General features: G+C 33.5%; 36 protein-coding genes and 1 tRNA gene. 30 read left to right on the forward strand and 7 right to left on the reverse strand.

Going from position 1 to position 22815, the window contains the following annotated elements; all coding sequences use genetic code 11:
• Window positions 1–19: 19 nt before the first annotated feature.
• The 6 genes from trxB to D2K60_RS04795 all read left to right on the forward strand — a co-directional run bounded on the left by trxB (window position 20) and on the right by D2K60_RS04795 (window position 4979).
• Entirely contained in the window at window positions 20–970 is a 951-nt protein-coding gene (gene trxB / locus D2K60_RS04770; RefSeq protein WP_117168830.1) for a thioredoxin-disulfide reductase, read from the forward strand.
• A gap of 238 nt (window positions 971–1208) precedes the next feature.
• Complete coding sequence (locus D2K60_RS04775) at window positions 1209–1661, forward strand: 8-oxo-dGTP diphosphatase (protein WP_117168831.1); 453 nt, start codon at window positions 1209–1211, stop codon at window positions 1659–1661.
• 27 nt (window positions 1662–1688) lie between these two features.
• Complete coding sequence (gene rapZ / locus D2K60_RS04780) at window positions 1689–2570, forward strand: RNase adapter RapZ (protein WP_117168832.1); 882 nt, start codon at window positions 1689–1691, stop codon at window positions 2568–2570.
• A 3-nt stretch (window positions 2571–2573) separates the two neighbouring features.
• A complete protein-coding gene (locus D2K60_RS04785; RefSeq protein WP_117168833.1) occupies window positions 2574–3527 on the forward strand; it encodes a gluconeogenesis factor YvcK family protein in 954 nt (317 codons plus the stop codon).
• A 28-nt stretch (window positions 3528–3555) separates the two neighbouring features.
• Window positions 3556–4500: a DNA-binding protein WhiA gene (gene whiA / locus D2K60_RS04790; protein ID WP_117168834.1), complete on the forward strand. Its 945-nt coding sequence runs from the start codon at window positions 3556–3558 to the stop codon at window positions 4498–4500.
• 206 nt (window positions 4501–4706) lie between these two features.
• Window positions 4707–4979: an HPr family phosphocarrier protein gene (locus D2K60_RS04795; RefSeq protein ID WP_117168835.1), complete on the forward strand. Its 273-nt coding sequence runs from the start codon at window positions 4707–4709 to the stop codon at window positions 4977–4979.
• A gap of 101 nt (window positions 4980–5080) precedes the next feature.
• Here the strand turns inward: D2K60_RS04795 and clpP are convergent, their stop codons facing one another.
• Complete coding sequence (gene clpP / locus D2K60_RS04800; RefSeq protein WP_117168836.1) at window positions 5081–5671, reverse strand: ATP-dependent Clp endopeptidase proteolytic subunit ClpP; 591 nt, start codon at window positions 5669–5671, stop codon at window positions 5081–5083.
• Window positions 5672–6049: 378 nt separating this feature from the next.
• Here clpP and D2K60_RS04805 point away from each other — a divergent pair.
• Window positions 6050–6122 (forward strand) — tRNA-Arg (locus D2K60_RS04805).
• A 130-nt stretch (window positions 6123–6252) separates the two neighbouring features.
• Here the strand turns inward: D2K60_RS04805 and D2K60_RS04810 are convergent.
• From D2K60_RS04810 to D2K60_RS04830, 5 genes are all read right to left on the reverse strand, one after another.
• Window positions 6253–7407: a tyrosine-type recombinase/integrase gene (locus D2K60_RS04810; protein WP_117168837.1), complete on the reverse strand. Its 1155-nt coding sequence runs from the start codon at window positions 7405–7407 to the stop codon at window positions 6253–6255.
• A 30-nt stretch (window positions 7408–7437) separates the two neighbouring features.
• Window positions 7438–7881, reverse strand: a complete 444-nt coding sequence (locus tag D2K60_RS04815; RefSeq protein ID WP_117168838.1) for an ImmA/IrrE family metallo-endopeptidase — start codon at window positions 7879–7881, stop codon at window positions 7438–7440.
• A 79-nt stretch (window positions 7882–7960) separates the two neighbouring features.
• Window positions 7961–8614, reverse strand: a complete 654-nt coding sequence (locus D2K60_RS04820; RefSeq protein WP_117168839.1) for a hypothetical protein — start codon at window positions 8612–8614, stop codon at window positions 7961–7963.
• A 65-nt stretch (window positions 8615–8679) separates the two neighbouring features.
• Window positions 8680–9303 carry a hypothetical protein gene (locus tag D2K60_RS04825; protein WP_117168840.1) on the reverse strand — a complete coding sequence of 208 codons (624 nt, stop codon included), beginning with the start codon at window positions 9301–9303 and terminating at the stop codon, window positions 8680–8682.
• A gap of 4 nt (window positions 9304–9307) precedes the next feature.
• Window positions 9308–9664 carry a helix-turn-helix domain-containing protein gene (locus tag D2K60_RS04830; protein ID WP_117168841.1) on the reverse strand — a complete coding sequence of 119 codons (357 nt, stop codon included), beginning with the start codon at window positions 9662–9664 and terminating at the stop codon, window positions 9308–9310.
• A 175-nt stretch (window positions 9665–9839) separates the two neighbouring features.
• Here D2K60_RS04830 and D2K60_RS04835 point away from each other — a divergent pair, with 175 nt between their 5' ends.
• Window positions 9840–10070 (forward strand): helix-turn-helix transcriptional regulator, encoded by a 231-nt coding sequence (locus D2K60_RS04835; RefSeq protein ID WP_117168842.1) that lies wholly within the window; start codon window positions 9840–9842, stop codon window positions 10068–10070.
• A gap of 12 nt (window positions 10071–10082) precedes the next feature.
• Complete coding sequence (locus tag D2K60_RS20570) at window positions 10083–10253, forward strand: hypothetical protein (RefSeq protein WP_162880697.1); 171 nt, start codon at window positions 10083–10085, stop codon at window positions 10251–10253.
• Here D2K60_RS20570 and D2K60_RS04840 read toward each other — a convergent pair.
• A complete protein-coding gene (locus tag D2K60_RS04840) occupies window positions 10250–10456 on the reverse strand; it encodes a DUF3892 domain-containing protein (RefSeq protein ID WP_162880698.1) in 207 nt (68 codons plus the stop codon). The two genes, D2K60_RS20570 and D2K60_RS04840, sit on opposite strands and share 4 nt — an antisense overlap.
• An 83-nt stretch (window positions 10457–10539) precedes the next feature.
• On the opposite strand from D2K60_RS04840, the gene D2K60_RS04845 reads away from it, so the two are divergent.
• The 21 genes from D2K60_RS04845 to D2K60_RS04935 all read left to right on the forward strand — a co-directional run bounded on the left by D2K60_RS04845 (window position 10540) and on the right by D2K60_RS04935 (window position 22807).
• Window positions 10540–10728, forward strand: a complete 189-nt coding sequence (locus D2K60_RS04845) for a helix-turn-helix domain-containing protein (protein WP_205418575.1) — start codon at window positions 10540–10542, stop codon at window positions 10726–10728.
• A complete protein-coding gene (locus D2K60_RS04850; protein WP_117168845.1) occupies window positions 10728–11483 on the forward strand; it encodes a phage antirepressor KilAC domain-containing protein in 756 nt (251 codons plus the stop codon). Before D2K60_RS04845 ends, D2K60_RS04850 begins: the two co-directional genes overlap by 1 nt.
• Entirely contained in the window at window positions 11483–11752 is a 270-nt protein-coding gene (locus D2K60_RS04855; RefSeq protein WP_117168846.1) for a helix-turn-helix domain-containing protein, read from the forward strand. The genes D2K60_RS04850 and D2K60_RS04855 overlap by 1 nt, the downstream gene beginning before the upstream one ends.
• A gap of 109 nt (window positions 11753–11861) precedes the next feature.
• Window positions 11862–12179 (forward strand): helix-turn-helix domain-containing protein, encoded by a 318-nt coding sequence (locus D2K60_RS04860; RefSeq protein ID WP_117168847.1) that lies wholly within the window; start codon window positions 11862–11864, stop codon window positions 12177–12179.
• Between the two features lie 118 nt (window positions 12180–12297).
• On the forward strand, window positions 12298–12432 hold the full coding sequence (locus D2K60_RS21100; protein ID WP_275896237.1) for a hypothetical protein: 135 nt from the start codon (window positions 12298–12300) through the stop codon (window positions 12430–12432).
• Entirely contained in the window at window positions 12432–12665 is a 234-nt protein-coding gene (locus tag D2K60_RS04865; protein ID WP_117168848.1) for a hypothetical protein, read from the forward strand. Before D2K60_RS21100 ends, D2K60_RS04865 begins: the two co-directional genes overlap by 1 nt.
• Window positions 12634–12843, forward strand: coding sequence for a YqaI family protein (locus D2K60_RS04870; RefSeq protein ID WP_117168849.1), 210 nt, complete (start codon window positions 12634–12636; stop codon window positions 12841–12843). The genes D2K60_RS04865 and D2K60_RS04870 overlap by 32 nt, the downstream gene beginning before the upstream one ends.
• A gap of 101 nt (window positions 12844–12944) precedes the next feature.
• Window positions 12945–13898, forward strand: a complete 954-nt coding sequence (locus D2K60_RS04875; RefSeq protein WP_240335242.1) for a YqaJ viral recombinase family nuclease — start codon at window positions 12945–12947, stop codon at window positions 13896–13898.
• Window positions 13899–14702 carry a recombinase RecT gene (locus D2K60_RS04880; RefSeq protein WP_117168850.1) on the forward strand — a complete coding sequence of 268 codons (804 nt, stop codon included), beginning with the start codon at window positions 13899–13901 and terminating at the stop codon, window positions 14700–14702.
• A 185-nt stretch (window positions 14703–14887) separates the two neighbouring features.
• Window positions 14888–15673: a DnaD domain-containing protein gene (locus D2K60_RS04885; RefSeq protein WP_117168851.1), complete on the forward strand. Its 786-nt coding sequence runs from the start codon at window positions 14888–14890 to the stop codon at window positions 15671–15673.
• An 11-nt stretch (window positions 15674–15684) separates the two neighbouring features.
• Window positions 15685–16482, forward strand: a complete 798-nt coding sequence (locus D2K60_RS04890) for an ATP-binding protein (RefSeq protein ID WP_117168852.1) — start codon at window positions 15685–15687, stop codon at window positions 16480–16482.
• A gap of 11 nt (window positions 16483–16493) precedes the next feature.
• Window positions 16494–16655, forward strand: a complete 162-nt coding sequence (locus D2K60_RS20575) for a hypothetical protein (protein ID WP_162880699.1) — start codon at window positions 16494–16496, stop codon at window positions 16653–16655.
• A 10-nt stretch (window positions 16656–16665) separates the two neighbouring features.
• Window positions 16666–16860, forward strand: a complete 195-nt coding sequence (locus tag D2K60_RS04895; protein WP_117168853.1) for a hypothetical protein — start codon at window positions 16666–16668, stop codon at window positions 16858–16860.
• The gene (locus D2K60_RS04900) at window positions 16848–17231 is read left to right on the forward strand and encodes a DUF1064 domain-containing protein (protein WP_240335243.1); all 384 of its coding nucleotides are present in this window, start codon (window positions 16848–16850) and stop codon (window positions 17229–17231) included. The genes D2K60_RS04895 and D2K60_RS04900 overlap by 13 nt, the downstream gene beginning before the upstream one ends.
• 33 nt (window positions 17232–17264) lie before the next feature.
• On the forward strand, window positions 17265–17468 hold the full coding sequence (locus tag D2K60_RS04905; RefSeq protein WP_117168854.1) for an XtrA/YqaO family protein: 204 nt from the start codon (window positions 17265–17267) through the stop codon (window positions 17466–17468).
• Window positions 17465–18322 carry a putative phage abortive infection protein gene (locus D2K60_RS04910; protein ID WP_117168855.1) on the forward strand — a complete coding sequence of 286 codons (858 nt, stop codon included), beginning with the start codon at window positions 17465–17467 and terminating at the stop codon, window positions 18320–18322. Before D2K60_RS04905 ends, D2K60_RS04910 begins: the two co-directional genes overlap by 4 nt.
• A 59-nt stretch (window positions 18323–18381) precedes the next feature.
• Window positions 18382–19215: a hypothetical protein gene (locus D2K60_RS04915; protein WP_117168856.1), complete on the forward strand. Its 834-nt coding sequence runs from the start codon at window positions 18382–18384 to the stop codon at window positions 19213–19215.
• Window positions 19216–19375: 160 nt separating this feature from the next.
• Window positions 19376–20149 carry a DNA-methyltransferase gene (locus tag D2K60_RS04920; protein ID WP_117168857.1) on the forward strand — a complete coding sequence of 258 codons (774 nt, stop codon included), beginning with the start codon at window positions 19376–19378 and terminating at the stop codon, window positions 20147–20149.
• A 198-nt stretch (window positions 20150–20347) separates the two neighbouring features.
• The gene (locus D2K60_RS04925) at window positions 20348–21427 is read left to right on the forward strand and encodes an MrcB family domain-containing protein (protein WP_117168858.1); all 1080 of its coding nucleotides are present in this window, start codon (window positions 20348–20350) and stop codon (window positions 21425–21427) included.
• Between the two features lie 157 nt (window positions 21428–21584).
• Window positions 21585–22307 (forward strand): hypothetical protein, encoded by a 723-nt coding sequence (locus tag D2K60_RS04930; RefSeq protein ID WP_117168859.1) that lies wholly within the window; start codon window positions 21585–21587, stop codon window positions 22305–22307.
• On the forward strand, window positions 22304–22807 hold the full coding sequence (locus D2K60_RS04935; RefSeq protein WP_117168860.1) for a hypothetical protein: 504 nt from the start codon (window positions 22304–22306) through the stop codon (window positions 22805–22807). The genes D2K60_RS04930 and D2K60_RS04935 overlap by 4 nt, the downstream gene beginning before the upstream one ends.
• The last annotated feature ends 8 nt before the right edge of the window (window positions 22808–22815 follow it).

Consider the following 22815-nt stretch of genomic DNA (forward strand, 5'->3'; position numbering starts at 1 on the left):
AAAAGAAAGGATGAAAAATATGTCTGAAGAACGTATTTATGATGTTATTATTGCTGGTGCTGGACCAGCTGGTATGACAGCCGCTTTATATACATCACGAGCTAATCTTGATACTTTGATGTTAGAACGCGGTATTCCAGGTGGACAAATGGCTAACACAGAAGATGTTGAAAATTATCCTGGTTATGATAGTATTCTTGGACCAGACTTATCAAATAAAATGTTTGAGCACTCGAAAAACTTTGGTGCTACGTATGCATATGGCGATATTAAAGAAATAATAGATGGCAAAGAGTATAAAACAATTATTGCTGGTAAGAAAGAGTATAAAGCTCGTGCTATTATTCTTGCAACTGGTGCGCAATTTAAAAAATTGGGTGTGCCAGGAGAAGAAGAATTAGGTGGTCGAGGTGTGTCTTACTGTGCAGTTTGTGATGGAGCCTTCTTTAAAGAAAAAGATTTAATTGTTGTTGGTGGTGGAGACTCCGCAGTAGAAGAAGGTATCTATTTAACACGTTTTGCTCGCAAAGTTACGATTGTACATCGCCGTGACACATTACGTGCTCAAAAAATCATTCAAGATCGTGCATTTAATAACGATAAAATTGATTTTATTTGGGATACGATTGTAAAAACAATTAATGGCAAAGACGGTAAAGTTAGTAGTCTAACCTTAGTCGACAAAAAGACTGGTGGAGAATATGAGCATGACGCCGATGGAACATTTATTTACATTGGAATGAATCCATTAAACGCACCATTCAAAACGCTTGGAATCTTAAACGAAGAAGGATACGTAACTACGAATGAAAAGATGGAAACGTCTATCCCTGGTATTTATGCCGCTGGAGATATTCGTGATAAAGAACTTCGTCAAATTGTTACTGCAACAGGTGATGGTAGTATTGCAGCACAAGCAGCACAAGCATATGTGGAAGACTTAATGGAATCGTTAGAAGCTGTTAAATAAGTTCGTAACAAAAAGAAAATATAAAGTCATTGCATTTTAACTCTCCTGTAATACGGATGCAATAAAGTTTAGTTATACTATAAGTAACTAATTAACCCCCTTTTTTAATATATAGTTTGCACAGGCGATATTGCCTGTGTATTTTTTTTGCCATCTAACGGAAATTATATTTAAAATTAGATAGGGGAACGGAGATATAGTATAATAGTATATATTGCTATAGAAAGAGTGAATTGATTTGCAACGAATAACAAACTGTATATTAAGAGAAAATGATCATATTTTATTATTAAAAAAGCCAAGTCATGGCTGGTATGCGATGCCTGGTGGTAAGATGGAATTAAAAGAGTCGATAAAAGAATCAGTTGTAAGAGAATATCGTGAGGAAACAGGTCTGATATTACAAAGCCCTGATCTACGAGGTGTCTTTTCGATGGTTAAGGTTAGTCAGGATAAGGTCATAAGTGAATGGATGATGTTTACTTTTATTTGTGATCATTATGAAGGTCGCTTAGTTGATTTTTGTGATGAAGGCGAATTAGAATGGGTTCCAATTAATAAAGTATTAGAAAAGCCGATGGCTCCAAGTGATAAATATATTCATCAGCAGTTATTAAATAATTCTAAACTTGTATATGGAAGTTTTGAGTACACACAAGACTACGAAGTAATAAAGCATAACTTAGACTAATGATTTTTAAACAGGGAGAGATGGATGATGGCCAAAGAACAAGAAACAAAGTTAGTCATTATTACAGGTATGTCTGGTGCGGGTAAAACAGTTGCAGTCCAAAGTTTCGAAGACTTAGGCTATTATTGTGTGGACAATTTACCACCAGCATTACTTCCGAAATTCTTAGAATTAATGAAAGACGCAAGTAATAATATTCATAAAGTTGCATTAGTAATGGATCTAAGAGGCCGAGAGTTTTTTGATACATTATTTGAAGCGCTAGATAATTTGGGCAAAGCAGATTGGTTAGAAGAGCATATTTTATTTTTAGATGCGCAAGAAAAAGCACTCGTATCTAGATACAAAGAAACGAGACGTTCTCATCCACTTGAACCTGATGGTTTACCACTTGATGGTATTAAACAAGAACGCTTGATGTTAGATGAATTAAGGGGAAGAGCACAATACTTCATTGACACGACAAATCTAAAGCCAAAAGAACTACGCGATAAAATTGTTAGCAAATACGGTGAAAAAGAACAAAAAATATTTTCTGTTCATACGGTCTCATTTGGCTTTAAATATGGCTTGCCTATTGATGCTGATTTAGTATTTGATGTGCGTTTTTTACCTAATCCACATTATGTCGAAAATTTACAGCCTTTAACTGGATTAAATAAAGAAGTAGCTTCTTATGTTTTTAAATGGTCAGATACACAGAAGTTTTTAGAAAAAATAGTAGATTTACTTACATTCATGTTGCCGCAATATAAGAAAGAAGGCAAGAGTCAGCTTGTAATTGCAATTGGCTGTACGGGTGGTCAACATAGGTCTGTTGCACTTGCAGAATTTCTTAAAAGCCATTTTGCAACACAATACGTGACACATGTGACGCATCGAGATATTGACAAGAGAAAGGGACATTAACATATGATGGATAGGAAGCAAAATGTAGTAGTAATAGGTGGTGGAACAGGAATGCCTGTGCTATTACGTGGGTTAAAAGAGTATCCAATTGATTTATCAGCAATTGTAACGGTTGCTGATGATGGCGGAAGTTCTGGAAGGTTACGAACAGAAATGTCGATGCCTGCTCCTGGAGATATTCGGAATGTAATTGCAGCTTTATCAGAAGTAGAACCTATGTTACTAAAGCTTTTTCAACATCGTTTTGTGAATGGTAATGGCCTTTCTGGACATTCAATGGGAAATTTATTATTAGCTGCCATGACATCTGTTACGGGAGACTTTTATAATGGGATTAAGGAAATATCCCGCGTTTTAAATGTAAAAGGTAACATATACCCGATCGCTAACCAAAATATGTTCTTACACGCCGAAATGGAAGACGGTGAAATTATTGCTGGCGAATCAAATATTCCACTTGCGGGAAAAGTAATCAAACGTGTATTTTTAAAACCAGAGATAGTGTTACCGTTACCAGAGGCAATTGCTGCTATTAAAGATGCTGGTTTAGTTGTCATTGCACCTGGAAGCTTATATACGAGTACAATGCCGAATTTAATTGTACCAGAAATTGGTGATGCACTCCGAGATGCAAAGGGTAAGGTGGTTTATGTTTGTAATGTTATGACGCAAGAAGGAGAAACAACAGGCTATACGGCGGCTGATCATGTCAAAGCGATCACGCAACATGTAGGCGAAGGCTGTATTCATTCTGTACTTGTTCATAACAAAACCATTGATGAAACGCTGCAAAAAAAATATGCAAAAGAAAATGCCGAACCCGTCATCTATGATACGGACCGATTAATTGACATGGGTTTAGAAATTATTGAAGCTGATATCATTGATTATTCTAAAAAAATATTACGTCACGATACTGGAAAAGTGGCGAAAATCTTAAGTACCTTGGTAGGGTAATGGAGAGGTAAGACAGGAAGGTGAGTAAATGTCTTTTGCATCTGAAATAAAAAAAGAATTGACACAGATTGAAAATAAACCGTGTTGTATTGAATCAGAACTTGCTGCCCTAATAAGAATGAACGGTGCAATTTCTTTCTCACGACATGAGTATGTATTAGATGTACAAACGGAAAACGCAGCAATTGCTCGTCGCATCTATACATTAATAAAATCTTTATATAACTATCCACTTAAATTACTTGTTCGAAAAAAAATGAAATTAAAGAAAAACAACGTATATATCGTTCGAATCACAGAAGGGGCACAAGCCATTTTATCTGAATTAAATATTCTAGATGGTCCATTTTCCCTTGTAAGAACTATTTCTCCTAAATATCTTAAAAAGAAATGCTGTAAACGTGCTTATTTAAGGGGGGCCTTTCTAGCTGGTGGATCTGTTAATAATCCTGAAACATCTTCGTATCATTTAGAAATATCAAATGCCTATCAGGAACATAATGACTCTTTATGCGAATTGATGAATTCTTTTAATCTTCATGCTCGTATTCTAGAAAGAAGAAATGGCTATATTTCATACATCAAAGAGGCAGAAAAAATTACCGAGTTTCTAAATTACACTGGTGCACATAATGCACTATTTAAATTTGAAGATGTCCGGATTATGCGAGATATGAGAAATTCAGTTAATCGTTTGGTGAATTGTGAAACAGCCAATTTGAATAAAACAATTGGTGCAGCATTTCGTCAAGTTGAAAATATTAAGTTTATCGAACGGACAGCTGGATTAGAATCTTTACCAGACAAACTTCAAGAAATTGCGCGGTTACGGGTTCAAAATGCAGACCTGTCTTTAAAAGAATTAGGCGAATTAGTATCTGGCGGTAAGATTAGTAAATCGGGTATTAACCATCGACTCAAGAAAATTGATGAGTTTGCTGACCAACTACGCACGAATCAACAACATATGTAACACGACTCACATCGATAGTAACTAGTTATGAAGAATTATTTCTTTATACTAGTAAATCGGTGTTTTTTTAAACTTTTTAAAATGATTTTATTGTCTGTGTATCCGCTTACATGTATAATAGTGAAGAAGGTAACATACATTTTATTGTGGCAGATTATTTTAATAACGCTTTCTTCGTGTAGTTCATTATGAGAGGAGATAGAATGATGGAGAGTAAAACGTTAGTTGTAGTGGTGGAACCTGGGTTACAAGCAAGACCAGCTTCCGAATTTGTTCAAAAAGCAAATAGCTTTGCCTCTGAAATATTTTTGGTAAAAGGAAGTAGACGTGTGAATGCAAAAAGTATTATGGGATTGTTAAGCCTAGCGATAGCTAGTGGTGAAAAAATAACATTAACTGGTGAAGGTGCAGATTCCGAAGCTGCTATTGAAACGTTAGCAACATTTTTAACTAATGAAACGAATACCATAGAGCATTAATATAAATTAAACCGTACACATTGTATAAGCGAAAATGAAATTATTATTGTTGTAAAAATTAAAGAACGGAGCAAAATTTGCTCCGTTCTTTTTATTGAAAGTTATTCAGTTGGCTTTTTTTCCATTACTTTGTCAATCAAACCGTACTCTTGTGCTTTGTGTGCACTCATAAAGTTATCACGATCTGTATCTTTCTCAATAACTTCAATTGGTTGACCTGTTGTGTCAGCAATGATTTTATTTAGTTTAGCACGCATTTCAATAATACGATTTGCATGGATTTGGATGTCTGACGCTTGACCTTGTGTACCGCCTAGTGGCTGGTGAATCATTACTTCACTATTTGGAAGTGCGTAACGTTTACCAGGTGCCCCAGCAGTTAGTAAGAATGCACCCATAGATGCTGCCATACCAACACAGATTGTTGAAACGTCTGATTTAATGAATTGCATTGTATCATAAATTGCCATTCCAGCTGTAATTGAACCACCTGGTGAGTTGATGTAGATTGAGATATCTTTACCAGGACTTTCTGCTTCTAAGAATAAAAGCTGGGCAACAATGCTGTTAGCAACATTATCATCAATGGCACTACCTAACATAATAATACGATCTTTAAGTAAGCGAGAATAGATGTCATATGCACGTTCTCCGCGGTTTGTTTGTTCAATAACTGTTGGTATTAAATTCATTGTAAAATTTCCTCCTTATAATGCTTGATTCTTCTATTTGTGAATTAACTTCCTATGTATATAGTAACTAAATGGTCAATAAAGGTCAAACAAAACACATTCGATTTTAACTTTTATTGTTAAGACACACCTAACTGTATCCTACCCATTCAGTTGGCAATATAAACCTTGTTATTTATTATAACAGAGAGTACTTATTTTTGGGGGATGTAGCTATTTAAAATATATATGTTTCTTTTTATTTATAATGATCAGATGGAGTAGTGTTATTTCCTAATAACTGAGAGGAGGTATAATTGTAATTGAATTACCGTCAATCATCCGTTATAATAATGCTTGTCCATTAATTTAAATTGTATAGGATAATAAATATATCATGCGCTCGTAGCTCAGGGGATAGAGCATTGGTTTCCGGTACCAAGGGTCGGGGGTTCAAATCCCTCCGAGCGCACTAACGTAAATACAGTAATAGCAAGGGATGTAGCGTTTTTACATCCTTTGCTATTTTGTTTTTCAAAGCCATTTGCAAACAAACTGCAAACCTTTGAATTCGAGATAGTTTTTTTAGAGGATATTAGTTCTTACTTTTCCATGCTGTTTTTATTACTTTCATCCGTGAATAAATCCCCAAACTTTTCGGCAGCTGCTTGTTGCATACTTGGTATAACGTGAGAATATTTGTCTAGTGTCATCTGTATGCTAGAGTGTCCTAATCGCTCTTGTACTATTTTAGGATGTGTTCCTTGCGTAAGCATCAAAGTTGCATGTGTGTGCCTTAATGCATGAAATGTTATGTGCTTTACCTTTGATCGTTCTATCGCTCTCCAGTATGATCTGTTTAAGTTGCTAGGCAATACATAGTTACCTGTTACTGTTGCTGTAACTAAATCATATTCTCTGTAATCCTTCCCGCATTTAACCTTTTCCTTTAGTTGATTGTTGCGATGTTTTTTTAGTTCTGAAATAGTATTATCATCTAAATGTATCGTTCGACAACTTGATTCAGATTTTAATTGTGCTGTAAGTTCGTAAGTTCCATTTTCGTCCTTGTCCTTTTTTTTACGCAATTGTTGCCTAACAGATATTACTTTTTTATCAAAATCTATATCAGACCATCTTAATCCTAAAGTCTCGCCTTGTCTCATACCAGTCGTCAGAGCCAAATAAACCGTAATAAAATAGCGTTCTTTCCTTAAATAGGGTAAAAATATACTTATATCTTTTTCAGTCCAATAGGGCATATGTTTTCTTTTTACTCTAGGTGGACTAACATCATTCATAAGATTTTGCTTAATGCCATATTTCGTGCCATATTTTAGCGATGATGATAATATTCTATAAACATGGTGCCGAGATCTTTCACTTAATTTTGTATTAGACAACGAATCTATAAACGATTCTACTTGCATAGGTTTTATCTGTTTGATTTTCCATCGCCCTAGACCTGGAACAATATATTTACGTACATAGTTTTCGTAATGGAAATACGTGCCGTAAGCAACTTCTTTTTCTTTCTTTTTAAGCCAAATGTCCATGTATTCTTTAATTGTCATGTCAGGTGGTTCTACGTAAGTACCAGTTTCTATCTCTGCTAAGATACCGGGTAAATCTCGCTCTGCATCTCTCTTCTTTTGATAACCACTAAACCACTTTTGTTTGCGTTTATTTTGATGATCTCTACCAAGATCAACGACAATAGCATATTTGTTACCTCTCTTAATTATGTGACCTCTCATATTTAAACAACCTCCTTATTAATATAAAATTTACTTGCCAGAAGCAAAAAGCAACTTGTTATTATGCATATCTAATCGATGTCTAGCAAACTCATAATCCACATCAAAAGTTTCGGAAATGGTATAAATGTTTATGTCTTTCACTTCCTGTAACATGAAAGTGGGTATACAAAAGTGATAAGCGAAATTGTCAGCTTGGTATTCTTGTAAATTAATAAATAAAGTGTTCATTGATAGATGATTCCCAACATGTCTAAGATAGTGACCTATCTCATGACCAAATTCCTGCCATTCTTGTTGCTTTGTTGATCTCTTAATTACAACTTTATCCCCAAATAAGAAACTCACATTTCCATAGTAAACTTCGACATCTAACTTTTTAGCTAATAACGCTATACTTAATTGTTTCGGGTTGTTGATTGATAACGTTTTGTATAAATTATTGATATAGTCCTCTAGATGAGAATAAAACAAGTAATCACCCCTCCAAAGAGAATGTATGTTCGTATATTTTTTATAAAAGTGGGTGCACTTTTGAAAGTGCACCACATTTTTATTTTTTTAATTCTACCTCAAAGTCTACTTCTTCGCCAACAGTTTCAAAGTCATCATTAGTAGGAGCGCTGTATATCAATCTAACAGATTCAACATCCTCTGCTTTGGAATTCTCTAATATATAAAAAGAAGAGCCTGATTTATTAACTTGTCCAATAAATTCGCCGTCGATGTGGTCGCTAAGAAACATATCTGGTTCTAATTGTTCACCTGTGTTGGTAGTCATTGTCGCTTGAGATGCATAAAAAGTAATGTTTTCTTCAGATGTATTTTCGACTATCATATCTACTTGAATATATTCTAATTCTTCTTGTTCCAAATACTCAACCATCTCTGGGCTAAGAACACCCGATACACCATTTACTTTTTCTACAGTCATAATAATAGATCCCGTTTCAAAAGTTCCAACGTCATCTGTCCTGCTAACCAAAGTCATTTCTCCAGCTTCTGACGTAATGGTGTCTCCAACCTTTGCTTCAGTAGATTCATTCTCTTCGGAACTCATTTCTTCTGGTTCTTCTTCTGCCTCTTTATTTTGTTCTTCAGTTTCATTTGTATCAGTTGAAGTGGTATTCGTTTCACTATCTTCGCTACCACAAGCCGCCAATAGGAAAACCAACAATATTGCCATCATGCCTAAAAGTTTTTTCATTACTAACTAACCCCTTATTTTTCTATTTATAATTATATAAACTGGTTAAAGTGTATATTTATTATTTATTTTTTTAAAAAGTCATCTCTCCAGTCACTATCAACATCGATCGGAAGGTGTTTTTCTTCAGGTTGTTTAATGGCTGCATCCTTATCTTTTGTTGGGAATGATTCTCGATTTTTAATCCCTGATTTTTTAATCAGTCTTTCTAACCTACCTTCAAAACCACCTTTTGTTTTGTCGATAAGATTATATTTAATTGCCAATTCTGTAATGTAGATAGCTTTATTAATTTCTCCTTGTTTCTCGTGGATTATAGCTTTCCGTTCGAAAGAAGGTATTCTAGGAGACGAATCTCCATATTCTTCTTTCCATTTAGTTGCGAAGACGGGAAATAATTCAATGTCTTTTTCACAACATTCAATACAATTATCCAATGCATGATTCCAATTATCTCTTTGTCTATAGTAGACATTAATCAACTCGTTATATGTAAAATGCAAGTCCACAGTATTTCCTTCTACCAAATATCTTTTTTCACAGTCCCTTAGAAATGCTTCCTTTTCAACAGGATCATCTATATATTGAGCCTCCGATAAATTGTTAGCTGAACGTTTGAATTCTAGATCTGCAGGCTTGTCCATTATGTCTATCTTTTGTTTCTTTTTAAATAAATCAAAGAAGCCCACTCAATTACTCCCCTTTTTTATCTTTGTGTATTATATATTTAATCATGTTGATAGCTTCTTCTCTTTGTTCTTCGTTCATGTTTTTCCAATCTTTAAACATAAGGTCTGTTTTGGGATCGTTGAGCAACTTTGCTATTTTCGAATCTTCTAATGACGAGTTAGGGTTGTCTGATCTGCCTAACAAATAATCACTAGTTACCCCGAAGTAATCAGCTAACCTTCTTAGATTATCCGTATCGGGGGTTCTATCGCCACTTTCATAACCAGATACAGATACTTTAGAAACGTTAATTATTTTACCAAGTTCGGATTGAGTTAATTTTTTTTCGTTTCTCAATTCCCTTAATCGTTTTCCATCCATAGGTCTTAACTCCTTTAATAACAATAAGTTCAACTCCTTTCATTATAGGTTAACCATGTGTTAATTTAAATGAAGTTAACTAAAAAGGAACTTTTTGGCCAAAAAACCTTGACAAGTTAACTCAAGGTGAATTAAACTAAAGTTAACCTCAAGTTAACCGAAGGAGTGATACAAAATGGCGCTTGATAAATTGAAAAAGATTCGCAATAAAGAAGACTTAACTTACCAAGAAGTAGCTAACCAAGTAGGTATATCCAAAGAATATTATTGGATGATTGAAAACGGTAAGCGTCGATTAACCTATGAATTAGCTGTGAAAATAGCAAAGGTATTTAAATCTAGTCCTGATTATATTTTTTTGGACAGTGAGTTAACTAGAAGTGAACAAAAAAGACGAATAGTCTAAGGAGTGTATTTCATGAATCAACCGATTAACAAATCTATAGATTCTATCATTGTCACTAGAAAGCGTTCGGGCGAAATTGTAGATGCTGAGACAGGAAATGAATTAATCGCTTCGATTTCTAATGAAGAAATCATTATGCATGATGATTACGAGATAAAAATAGTGCCTGCAAAAGAAAATTAACCTAAATTATTGTTTTTGCTTCTATCTGGATTAGAACGAATAATACGTTTGTTGTCTTTATTCATAACGTGATAGTTACTAAATCTATCAATGTTGTTTGCAACTTGACCACGGGTGAGTATTTCACCATCACTAGTTTTAAAATGCGTGTTTAGTCCCGTTTTACTTTCTCTTGCAACCGTTAATTTTTGTTTGTTAGTCAATGTAAAACCCCCTAAATGTTGCAGGCACTAAAATTATTATACCACCATATATGGTGGTCATCAAATTTAAGGAGGTCTATATATTGATCTTGAAAACTATCAGAGAATCAAAGAAAATGTCTCGTTATCATCTAGCAAAATTATCAGGAGTTAAAGAATCAACGTTACAAAATATCGAAAATAGCACAAACCCAAATCCTACTTTTAAAACAATGTGCAAGATTGCAGATGCATTAAAAATTTCATTAGACGATTTTAAGGAGGAAAAATAATGAATCAATTAACAAAAGTATTTGATGGAAGAGAGTTAAGAATTATCGAGAAAGATAACGAATCTTGGTTCGTTGCAAAGGATGCGTGTCAGATTTTAGGTTTATCCGATGTATCTAAAGCTGTTTTACGTATTGATGATGACGAAAAGGGTACGAACAGTATTCCTACCCTTGGCGGAATTCAAAAATTACTAACAGTAAATGAATATGGTTTGTATTCACTAATACTAACAAGTCGAAAACCAGAAGCAAAACAATTTAAAAGATGGATAACACACGATGTCATTCCTTCTATTAGAAAGACTGGTTCATATGAAATGGACAAGCCTTCTTATATGTATGACGATCCAATTTATCGAGCGCAACGATGGATTGTCGAAAGAAAAGAGTTTGATCAACTGCAACAACAAAGGCAAGAAGAATTGCCGTACACAACGTTTGGTAAGGCCGTTTCTAATACAACCGCATCAATTAACATTGGAGCCTTTGCGAAGATGATTTATGAAGAGAACGGAATCAAGATAGGTAGAAACAAACTTTTCGCTTGGTTACGTGATAACGGTTATTTAATTAAAAATGGTCGCGAAAGAAACAATCCTAAGCAGCAATATATCGAACAAGGAATATTCACAACTACTGTGACAATGATTTCTCGCACACAAGGTGATGTTGAAAGTGTTACACCGTTAATAACAGGCAAAGGGCAAATCAAACTAACTGAAAAGCTATCACAAGAGTTTGGAGTGAATGTCTAATGGATGAACAAAAATTACGCCAAATAGTTAGAGAAGAACTTCAATCAATATTAGATATAAAAGAAAAAGAACAACCGCGTTTTCTTTCGGTCGCTCAATCCGCAAAGATTCTAGGTTTAGGTACTACGAGCGTTTATGAACTTTGTAGACAATCAGACTATAATGATTTTCCTTGTGTAAGAAATGGAGAAAAAGGCAAATTCCTTATCTCTTACAACGCTCTAATGAATTGGGCAAACGCACAAGAAAAACAAAACAAGGCTATTTAAAAGGAACCAACTAGGGGGTTGGCTATAACTTAATTATAAAACAACATCAGAGATATAGCTGTTCAACCCATGAACATGTTCCAAGTTGGAACAGAGGGAGGTGAAACAGTTGGAGTTCGGAGGAGTATTAAGAAAGATGCGCTTTAGGGCACATTTGAGTCAAGAACAAATGGCAGAGCGCATGTTTATATCACGTAGCAACGTATCTAAATTAGAAAATAACAAATTAGAACTTAAAGCAAGAGACTTAATTAGATGGTGCAAAGAAACAAATGGACAAGACATGTTAATAGCAGTTACTTGTGGCATTGATCCAGCAATGATCGCAGATATTGGCCCAAATGCAATAGATGGAATGAATAATCTAATAGACCTACTAACAAACATAACGCCAGGTCTTATCAATCTATTAGGAGTGATTCTATGAATCTGGAAATAAAGTGTGTGAACCATGCCTACAAGAGTTAAATGTTTTTATTGGGTGATGGCTCTAGCGACATTGGTATTTATGTATTACGGATTAGTAACAGCTTAGGAGGGATCAGATGGACACACTCGCAATGGTATTTATGGTTGTTGTAGCCCCGATATTGTTTGTTTTTGCAATGTACCAAGAAGTAATGGACGACGAAAAAAAGGCTTGCGAACAAAAATTACTGGATAGCAAGGAGGGTCAATAATGCAAGCTAATCTTTACGATGTCCATGAAGGAATTGACACTATTCAAAAAAATATAAAGAAACTTGAACGAGCTATACATGATCCAGAGGAAGAAAGGGATATTGATTGGAAGTTGATTAATCGCATCACAGAAGATTTAAACGTTGGTGTAAAGCACATTGAAATGGAAGCTTGGAAGGAAACATTAAAGGAGGGTCAACATGTTACTAGACTTAGAACATCCATCTATTAGTAAGGTTAATCGCAGAGGCTATGAAGATCCAGTTGTCGACCATATCGAACATGATGCATTCGGCGATGAAATAAGCCCTGAAGACAAAGTATATGAAACAGATAGTGGTGACATTGTCCTTGCAAGTAATTTAGATATGTACTTAAAAAACGAGCTTGATTTTGAAATTAGACAATAAAAAAACTCGCACCAAAGGTACGAGCAGGTCGATCAATTAATTAAAAATATCAACTTTATTATAGTTGATCGACTGTTAAAAATCAATAGGAGGTATGCACATTGGCTAAAGCACAAATAGAGATACTTGCTTCGACAGATAATATGTCGCATTCAGAATGGTTGGAAATGCGAACTAAGGGCATTGGTGGTAGCGATGCATCTATCATTCTTGGATTAAATAAATATAAAACGTCTTTTGAATTGTGGCTTGAAAAAACAGGGCAATCGTTACTAGAGGATAGCGCAGGCGAAGCAGCCTATTTTGGTAACTTACTAGAGGATGTTGTTGCTAAAGAATTTGAGGTTAGAACAGGCAAAAAAGTGAGAAGCAGAAACGCTATTTTAAAGCATCCAGAACATCAATTTATTCTTGGTAACATTGATAGGAAGGTTGTTGGTGAGAATGCACTGTTGGAATGCAAAACAGCTAGCGTGTATCTAAAAGATCAATGGGAAAGTGAAGAGATACCAGAATCATATTTAGTGCAAATACAACATTACTTGGGTATCACAGGTTATCAGAAAGCTTATATAGCTGTTTTGATCGGTGGTCAACGTTTTGTATGGAAAGAAGTTGAACGTGACGATGAGCTCATTAAAATGATATTCGATGCAGAAATACACTTTTGGAGGCATCACGTTCTTGGTAATATTCCTCCTGCATTAGATGGATCAAGTGCAGCAGAGCAATTCCTAAAGGAAAGATATGAAAAATCAGAACCAAATAAGACAGTTGATCTAGCTTTTGAATACAAGGATAAAATAAGTACTTTATATTCTCTGAAAGACAAGATAAAAGAATTAGAATCACGCAAAAAAAAGATTGAGAACGATATTAAAAGCGAACTAAAGGAAGCTGAATATGGCTTTGTAGGAAACTATCAAGTCGGTTGGAAACCAATAACTTCTAATAGAATTGATTCAAAACGATTAAAAACAGACTTCTCAGAGGTTTATAACAAAGTCCTAAACGAAACCACTTATAGAAAATTTACCATAAAGGAGATAGGTTAAATGGCTAATAATGAATCATTAAAAAATCAGATTGCTAACAAAAGTAATAATCAAGTTTCAAATAACACACAAGGAACAACAATGAAGGGTTTGCTTAGTACGCCTGCTGTAATGAAACGTTTTGAGGAAGTATTAGGTAAAAGGTCAAACCAATTTACGGCATCAATTTTAAGTCTTTACAACAATGAAAAAATCTTACAGAAGTCAGAACCAATGAGTGTTATCTCGAGCGCGATGATTGCAGCTACATTAGATCTACCAATTGACAAGAATCTAGGTTATGCGTGGATCGTTCCTTACGGTAATAAGGCACAATTCCAATTGGGTTATAAAGGTTATATCCAGTTAGCATTACGTACTGCTCAATACAAGAACATTAACGTTATTGAAGTATATGAAGGTGAATTAAAGGTTTGGAACCGACTAACAGAAGAACTTGAATTAGATTTTGAAGCAAAGAAATCGGACAAGGTTATAGGTTATACAGGATATTTTCAATTAATAAACGGATTTAGAAAAACAGTTTACTGGTCACAAGCTGAGATTGAAAAACACAAAAAGAAATTCAGTAAATCGGATTTTGGTTGGAAAAACGATTGGGATGCAATGGCAAAGAAAACAGTCATTAGAAACATGCTTAATAAGTGGGGTATTTTGTCTATCGATATGCAAAAAGCTTATACAAACGATGAAAAAGACCCTATCGAACAAGAAGAACAAGATGCAGAGATTGTTGATGGTGAATACAGCGAAATTAGCGACGAAGATATGAAACAAGCTTCGGCAGAATTAGGAAATGAATGAATTTAAAACACCGATACCACTATTTTATCAAAGTCTAGCTACAGATGGACAACATTTCAAACGGTACGTTGCGGCTTACATTAGTTGTAGCGCACCTGGTTATAAATTAGTGAGAATTGAGGATAGGGGCAGGACGGCGGTTTGTATTAAAGAATAATAGATATTGACCAGTTAGGAGGACTGACATGCAAGGATACATCAAGTTATATAGAAAGATGATGAAAAGCCAAGTTTGGGAAGATCCAAATTATCTTAAGTTATGGATGTACTGTTTAATGAAAGCTTCTCATAAAGAACATGAAATATTAGTCGGAGAAACTATGGTAAACCTCAAACCTGGTCAATTTATTACTGGAAGAAAAGTTATAACAAGCGAATTAAACGAAGGAATGAAGCCCAAATATAGACAAAGTGAAAGTACTTGGTTTCGTAACTTAAAAAGTTTAGAAAAGTTACAAATGTTGAACATCAAAACAACCAGTAAATACAGCGTCATATCAATAATTAACTGGAAACATTATCAAGAAAGTGAACAGCAAATGAACAGCAAACGAACAACAAATGAACAACAAATGAACACAAACAAGAATGGTGAAGAAGGGTTTAAGAATGGTGAAGAATTATTTAATAGTAATAATAACGATAACGACTTTTCAGAAGTGATTCATTTCTACCAACAGAACCTGCAAAAAGGAGTAACAGAATCACCTTTTAATACAGAGTTGATCGTACAGCTGTTTGATGAGTGCGGAAAAGATTTACTTCTTGCAGCAATGAAAGTAGCAGTTAAGAAAGAAGCGAAAGGTGTAGCGTTCTTTGAAGCTGTATTGAAGAACTGGAAAGAAGCGGGTATTGAAACGATTGAACAAGCTAGATTACATGAAACGCAGTTTAAACAGAAATCAAAAACTAATAATGTAGTGCCAATTCGTAATGACGAGAAAGAAGATACACGAAATTATGGTTTCTAGGAGGTTAGATCATGCAATCCATAAAGGAAACAAAAGCTTTTCATGCGATTCAACCTAAAGTATTAGAAGAATTCATATGTGCAGATTGTGGAGAGAAAGTAAAACGTACAGAACTAACTATACCAATCGGACCGCGAAAAGGTGAAAAGATAATTGCAGATTACGACTGTATCTGCTCAAAAAAAGAATTTGCCGAAACAATTGCTAAAGAAGCGAAGGAACGACGTAATAAATTGCGGTCAGATAAGATGCTTAAACACTTTGATGGTCACAGCTTACTAAATAAGTCACTGATTAGTGCAACATTTGAAAACTATGAAGCTACTAATAACGATCAAAGAAGTGCTAAACAAATAGCTATGAAATACACTGCCGATTTTAATGGAACAGGAAATTTGCTCTTTAGTGGATCTTACGGAACAGGTAAAAGTCATTTATCAGTAGCGATCACTAAAGCGTTAATGGAAAAAGGTAAAACGTGCGTATTTATCAGCTTCCCGAAATTACTAACAAAGATTAAAGATACTTACAACAATGATGGCCCAACAGAAGATCAGTTAATGAGCGCTATGAAAAACGTGGACTTGCTAGTCATTGATGATATTGGTGCTGAACATAAAACACCATGGACTACACCTAAACTATTCGAAATTATTGATGATAGAGCAGGGAAAGCAACGATCTACACAACTAACTTAAACAGCAAGGAGTTAAAAGGATGGGTCGGAGAACGTAACTTTTCAAGAGTTATGGAAAATACAGATCCGATTCAATTAAACGGTAATGACTACCGCAGAAAAGAATTTTAGGAGGGATTGGAATGAACGAAATGAAAAGCGTAATATACTTTGATCCGAAAGACAGCATAGGTGATCGTAACCGTAAATTTAATGAGTGGATGGATCGCAATCACAATAGCGCTGTAGCAGATAAAGCAGTACCCAATGCAAAAGAAACACGCAAACTATTAGCTAATTACTAGGGGGATCCAAATGATAACAACACAAATTGATATTGAAGCAGCTAAAAGTAAATTAAAACAGGATAGCGTAATAGCTCATTTAAGACATGAGAGGGATCATTACAAGTTGAGAGACGAAAGTAAGGTAGGCGTAATTAAATGCTTAACCATACTGTTATTACTTACGACAATGAGCATTAGCGGATTGCTGTTGTGGTTTATGTGATTAAGCAAAAGCGCAGCAAATACGGCAATAAGAAAGTTGTCATTGATGGCCATAAATTTGATAGTAAGCTAGAAGCTAAATACTATCAAGAATTACTTATACGTAAAAGGATCGGGGAGATTAAAAGTTTCTCCCTGCAACCTAGATACGAGTTACAGCCGAAGTACAAGAAAGATAACAAGACTATTAGAAAAATAGAGTATGTCGCTGATTTTGAAATAGAGCATGCTGACGATTCGATAGAGATTGTTGACATAAAAGGTCATGTTACGAAGGAATTCGCTATTAAACGTAAGATATTCGAATATCAGTATGATTTAAATCTATCTGTACTGGCATTTAATAAATTGGAAGGTTGGTGTGAGGTTTGAGTTTTTCGGGGCTATAAAATAGGGGGTTGTTGCATGCGATTGAATTCTATACCATTAGAGGTAAGTGACAAAAGACTACAAATAGACGTAAAATTGGAAGGTAATAAGCCGTTTTGTGTCGTATACTGTGAAGGACAAGCTAAACTTACCTATTTGCCTGAGCATGGAGAGACGAGAGTTATTACGCACCAAGGTAAGGTAAAAAGGGTAAAGTTTGATGAGGGGGAAGATTTTTGAAATTCAAAAAAACAATAATATTATTTTTAACTGGATTTATGTTTCTATCAGTAATACTGCCAATTTCAACAAAGTTTTTCGCGGAAATGGCTTCTGAAAAATATGGGATTAATGAAGTGGAAAGGTATGCCAGTTATTTTGCATCCGTTAGCAACTGGATTTCAGGAGCAACTGTACCAATCTTTACATTAGCAAGCGTTGTATTATTGTTTATTACGCTTCATATGCAGAGGGAAGAGCTTGAATTGCAAAGAGAAGAATTAAGTGAAACAAGAAAAGAGTTTCAAGAACAAAATAAAACAATGTCTCTTCAACGGTTTGAGAATACTTTTTTTAACTTAATAACTAACTATAATGAGATTTTAAGGAATATCCATTTCGAAAATACTATTTCTAGCTATGAAGGAGAAGGAGTGGTACATGAAACTCATGAAGGAAGAGATGGAATTAGATTTTTAAAGTATCTTGTATATCACGATATTAACGAATATTTAGAAAAAAAGGGGAAAGTTAACGAGAGCAAATTGATAGAGTTTATTGATTGTAAAATTAATCAAGTAGTTAAAGAATTTGGGTATGGTATAGATCATTATTACAAAAATTTTCTTAGCATTTTAATAATTATTTATAATGATAAGGAGCTTAGCCCAGAACAAAAGTCAATGTATTTTAACTTATTCCTATCCATGGTAAGTAGCGATGAAAAATACTTATTATATTGTATCTGCTGGTCAGATTACGGTTTCAATCTAATGGAATTAATGTTGCACTTTGATCCTGATTTGCTAACATTGGTTGAATTCGATGAAGTAAAAGTGTTGAATTCTATATTAGAAGAAAAGGAGGTTGTATAAAATTGTAAGGCTTGATGAGAGAGTTTTGTTGTTAGATGAGGGGGAGGATTTTTGAGAAAATGGAGATCACAGTGAAAGAAGCATGTAACGGTTACTGGCAGTGCTTTTCAACATCAGAATATATACAAGTAATAGCAGTTTCTATCGCTATGATAGCAGCTATAGCTTCTTGGTTTTCGATTTATACTCAGTCAAGGTTGGATAAAAAAAACAAAGAACCAATAATTGTGCCTGGAATTAAGAATATAGAAACAAAGATTGATCATATTATGGATGATTGGGATCAGACAGGGAGTATCCCAAAGAAGTTTTCTAACACTACTCTTCCAATTTGGAACTATGGTAATACTCCCGTTTTTAACGTTTCATATAGTTATTCTATAGAAAATTTTGATTATTTTTTAGAAAAAGAAAATTTAGAAAAAAAGTACTCAGACTATAAATTAAAAGCTTTAAATAAAGAAGAAGGCAAATACACCCTAAGTCTTCAATATACTCACAAAGAAAAGCCGAATCAGGTGATTACAGGAACGGATATTGTTCCTTATATCAGAAGTGTAGATGTTATAAGGCCAAATAGTAATAATGTCATAAAATTACCTGATTATTTCTTAATATTATTAAATAATTATTTTCTTGATTCATTGTTTGAAGATAAAAAAATGCCCATTTTACTACTTAATTTATATTATGACGATATTAATTTTACAACATGGAGACAGCAATTTAGGGTATTTATTCCCAATACTTATCAGTTTAAAGGTGAAACATTAACTACACTTTTTCACTACGAGGTAGTACAAAAAAAGAGAAAAGTCAAAATGCCTACAATAAAAGAAAATGAAAAAAGGATAAAAAAAAGACAAGAGAAAGAAGAAAAAAAGAATAAATAGGTTCTACCAGCACACTGGAGGACACTAAATGATGGGGTTCCTGTCTTTTAGTGTCTTTTTGTTTTTTAAAAAGAGACCTAGCAGAAGGTCTCTAAAAAAAGGTTAAAAAAGAACTAGTGTTCCCCTTAGCTTATATTACTATATTGAGAGAGGAAAAGAAATGAATATTAAACAAAACACGATTTATAATATGGAATGCATTGAAGGGATGAAACTTATCCCTAATAAATCAGTTGATATGATACTATGTGATTTGCCATATGGTACTACTAACTGTAGGTGGGACGAAATAATTCCATTTGAAGATCTGTGGAAACAATATAAAAGAGTTATAAAAGACAATGGAGCTATTGTGCTAACAGCAAGCCAGCCATTTACCACTAAGTTAATAGCAAGTAATATGAGTTGGTTTCGCTATGAATGGATTTGGAAAAAAGGAAAGCACACTACAGGTTTTCAGAATGCAAAGAAAATGCCTTTAAAAAATCATGAAAATATTTGTGTCTTTTATAAAAAGTTACCGACATATCATCCACAAGGGATTGTACCTCTTTTGAAAGTTAGAAAAGGTAAACGTAAAAGTACTGGAGGCATATTCAAACAAAACGACCAAAGCTTAATGAAAGAATACACGACAACACATTCTAATTATCCGAAGTCTATTTTAGATTTTTCAAGGGATAGCAAAACATTCCATCCAACTCAAAAGCCGTTAGTTTTGTTTGAGTATTTGATTAAAACATATACTAATAGAGGTGATGTTATTTTAGATAATTGTATGGGAGCATTTACTACTGCGATTGCTTGTGACAATACCAAAAGAAATTGGATTGGGTTTGAGCTAGAAGAAGGATATTGCGATAAAGGTATGGAGCGAATTAATGAAAAACGAGTAAATTTAGATTTGCCATCAGTAAATATTATTAAAGGTTAGAGCCAACTAATGAAATAAATTTAATGGATAGTTGGAGGACACTAATTAATTCAGTTGCACATGCATCTACTTAATTGGTGTCCTTTTTTAAAGGAAATTTAGCGTAAAGTGTCGTATAATGTAATAGGGTTGGTAATTAGTTCTAATAAATTAGTTACTGATTTTTGTACCGTATTACTCAGTAAAAAGGGGATATTTATGCAGAATCTATTCAAAAAAGTATTAAATGGATATGAAGAATTTTATCAAAACGGAAAAAGTAAACCTAGCAGTCATCCAATTGGCATAACGACTGTATATGAACTTCCTAAAGCTATTCAGACCAGCCTAAATTTGAATGATAATAAATACAAAGTTCAAGGTTCATACGGGAGTGGTATTTTAACCTTCACACCTTGGATAGCTATATTTGATAGGAGTATAACTGAAAGTGCTGAAAAAGGATTTTATGTTGTTCTATTGTTTAGAAAAGATATGTCTGGCTATTATCTGTCACTAAATCAAGGAACTAAGTATTTGACTAAGAAGTTTAATAACAACAATCCGAAAGAGAAAATGAGAAATGTAGCTAGTTATTTAAGAGATAATTTGAATCTTCCATTAAATGAATTTAATGCCTTTAATATCAAGTCACTTGGAAGTAGTGCAGGAAACTATGAAGCTGCAAATATTTGCGCTAAGTTTTATCCATCAAGTAGTTTGCCAGATGATAAATCTTTTAATGGCGATATAACTATCTTGTTGGAAGCTCTTGAAAACATTCGAACTTTTATGGGAAATCGATCACTGGATAATGTAGTTGATGAAATAATTTATGATGAAGTGATCGAAGATACAAAATTTCAAGAAGATATTTCTATAGCAAAAGCTAGTAAAACACCAGAAGAACCACAAAAACGACCTGATAGCAAAAGTGATACTAATGTTTCTTTATATTTAAGAAATCCTGAAAAAGCTAAAGAGGCTATAGAGAAATCAGGTTACCAATGTGAATTCAATAAAACTCATTTAACATTCAAATCCAAAAGAACAAATAAAAACTTTGTTGAAGCTCATCATTTGATACCAATGGGCGTTCAAGGACAGTTCGAGTATAGCTTGGATGTGCCTGGAAATATAGTTGCATTATGTCCTAACTGCCATCGACGCATCCATTTTGGTATAAAGGATGATAAAAAAGAAATGTTGAGCTTATTTTTGAAAAAGAATGAGATCAAATTAAAAAAATTCGGTATTGAAATCGATGAAAGTAAACTGATTAAAATATATAACGTGTGATAAATTATTTGTGAAGTAGATGAATTATTATTTTGGAGTAATTATTGGCCATAGGAGAGAGGGTTATGTACTAATAAAAGATATTCAGGGATTTTGAAGGTTTATTAAAAAATCTAGAAGGGCTGGAACCTGATTGAAAAAGACAAGAGGATTTTTTTTGGAGATTAGAAAAACATTTATTGAATTATCGCTCTTTATAGTAATGTTTATTGTAGTATTTGTAGCATCTTTATATTTTTCTAAATTTAGTGATATTTTCATTGGATTATTTACGTTAGTTTTTATACCATATCTAACACTAAAATTAATAAACATTAATTTATTTATTAAATCTAAAAATGAAATAAAGAGATTAAGAAAAGAAAAGAAACCAGGTAAACTGTTACTTTTTGAATGGTTAGGTAAGGCTGACTTTGATAATGATTTTGTACTTAAAGTATCGAATTATACTGTTCAAGAAGATTTGTTAGATAATTTGAAGGAAATAAAAAAACAAATAAAAAATAAAGTTGGTCCCAATTTAAGTGATTATGTACTGTTGAAAGACTATTTAGAATTACATAGTAAAAATAATTTACTAAATAAATTCAATACTGTTTTTTTCGGGGCAGGTAGTGTAATATTAACCGGAATTATAACAAAGGCATTAACAACCGATAAAGCAATAACAAATTTTTATAATATCTTTACTACGAATGAAGGTAGTGTCACTGGAAGTTTTGCAAAGTTCCTTTATATACTTACCAATATTTTAATCGCAACAGCTGTTTTAATTTATATTTATAGTGAATCAACTAAAGAAAAGAGGCGTATTGAAATGATAAAAATAATAATAAATAATATAATTGAAGAGAAGGAAGGTAGTTTTAATACTAAATGAAAAAAACTATTGATGTAATTAAATTTTGTTCCAGGATACAAGGGAATTTGTCAAATCATTTTTATAGTGAAGCTAAAGTAGTTTACAAATTAGTGAATAAAATACACCTTGATGATTCTTTAGACTTAAATCAATTAAAAAAGGAATATCTACGTAAATTTATTAAGGATGATCAATCTGATTTAGTTAAAATAGAAACTCTTAAAAACATAGTTTCTATTACTGATTCTGCAATCGAGGGGGAAAAAGAGAATAAGACCTTTTATATCCTGCTGGGCTTTGCTATAAGTTTTTTGTCATTAATCGTGCAGGAATCATTAGGACTTATAGGAATAACCACGACTATATTCACAGGTTTTACTACTCTTATGTTGATGATTGTAATAATATTTATAGGTTGTGGTTATATGCAATTTTGTATAAAAAGAAGAATCACAAAACTAGTTTTACTGAAAAATTTCGCTAAACAAGAATTGGAAAAAGAAAATAATTCAAATTAGTTCTACCA

Source organism: Paraliobacillus sediminis (genome assembly GCF_003426055.1).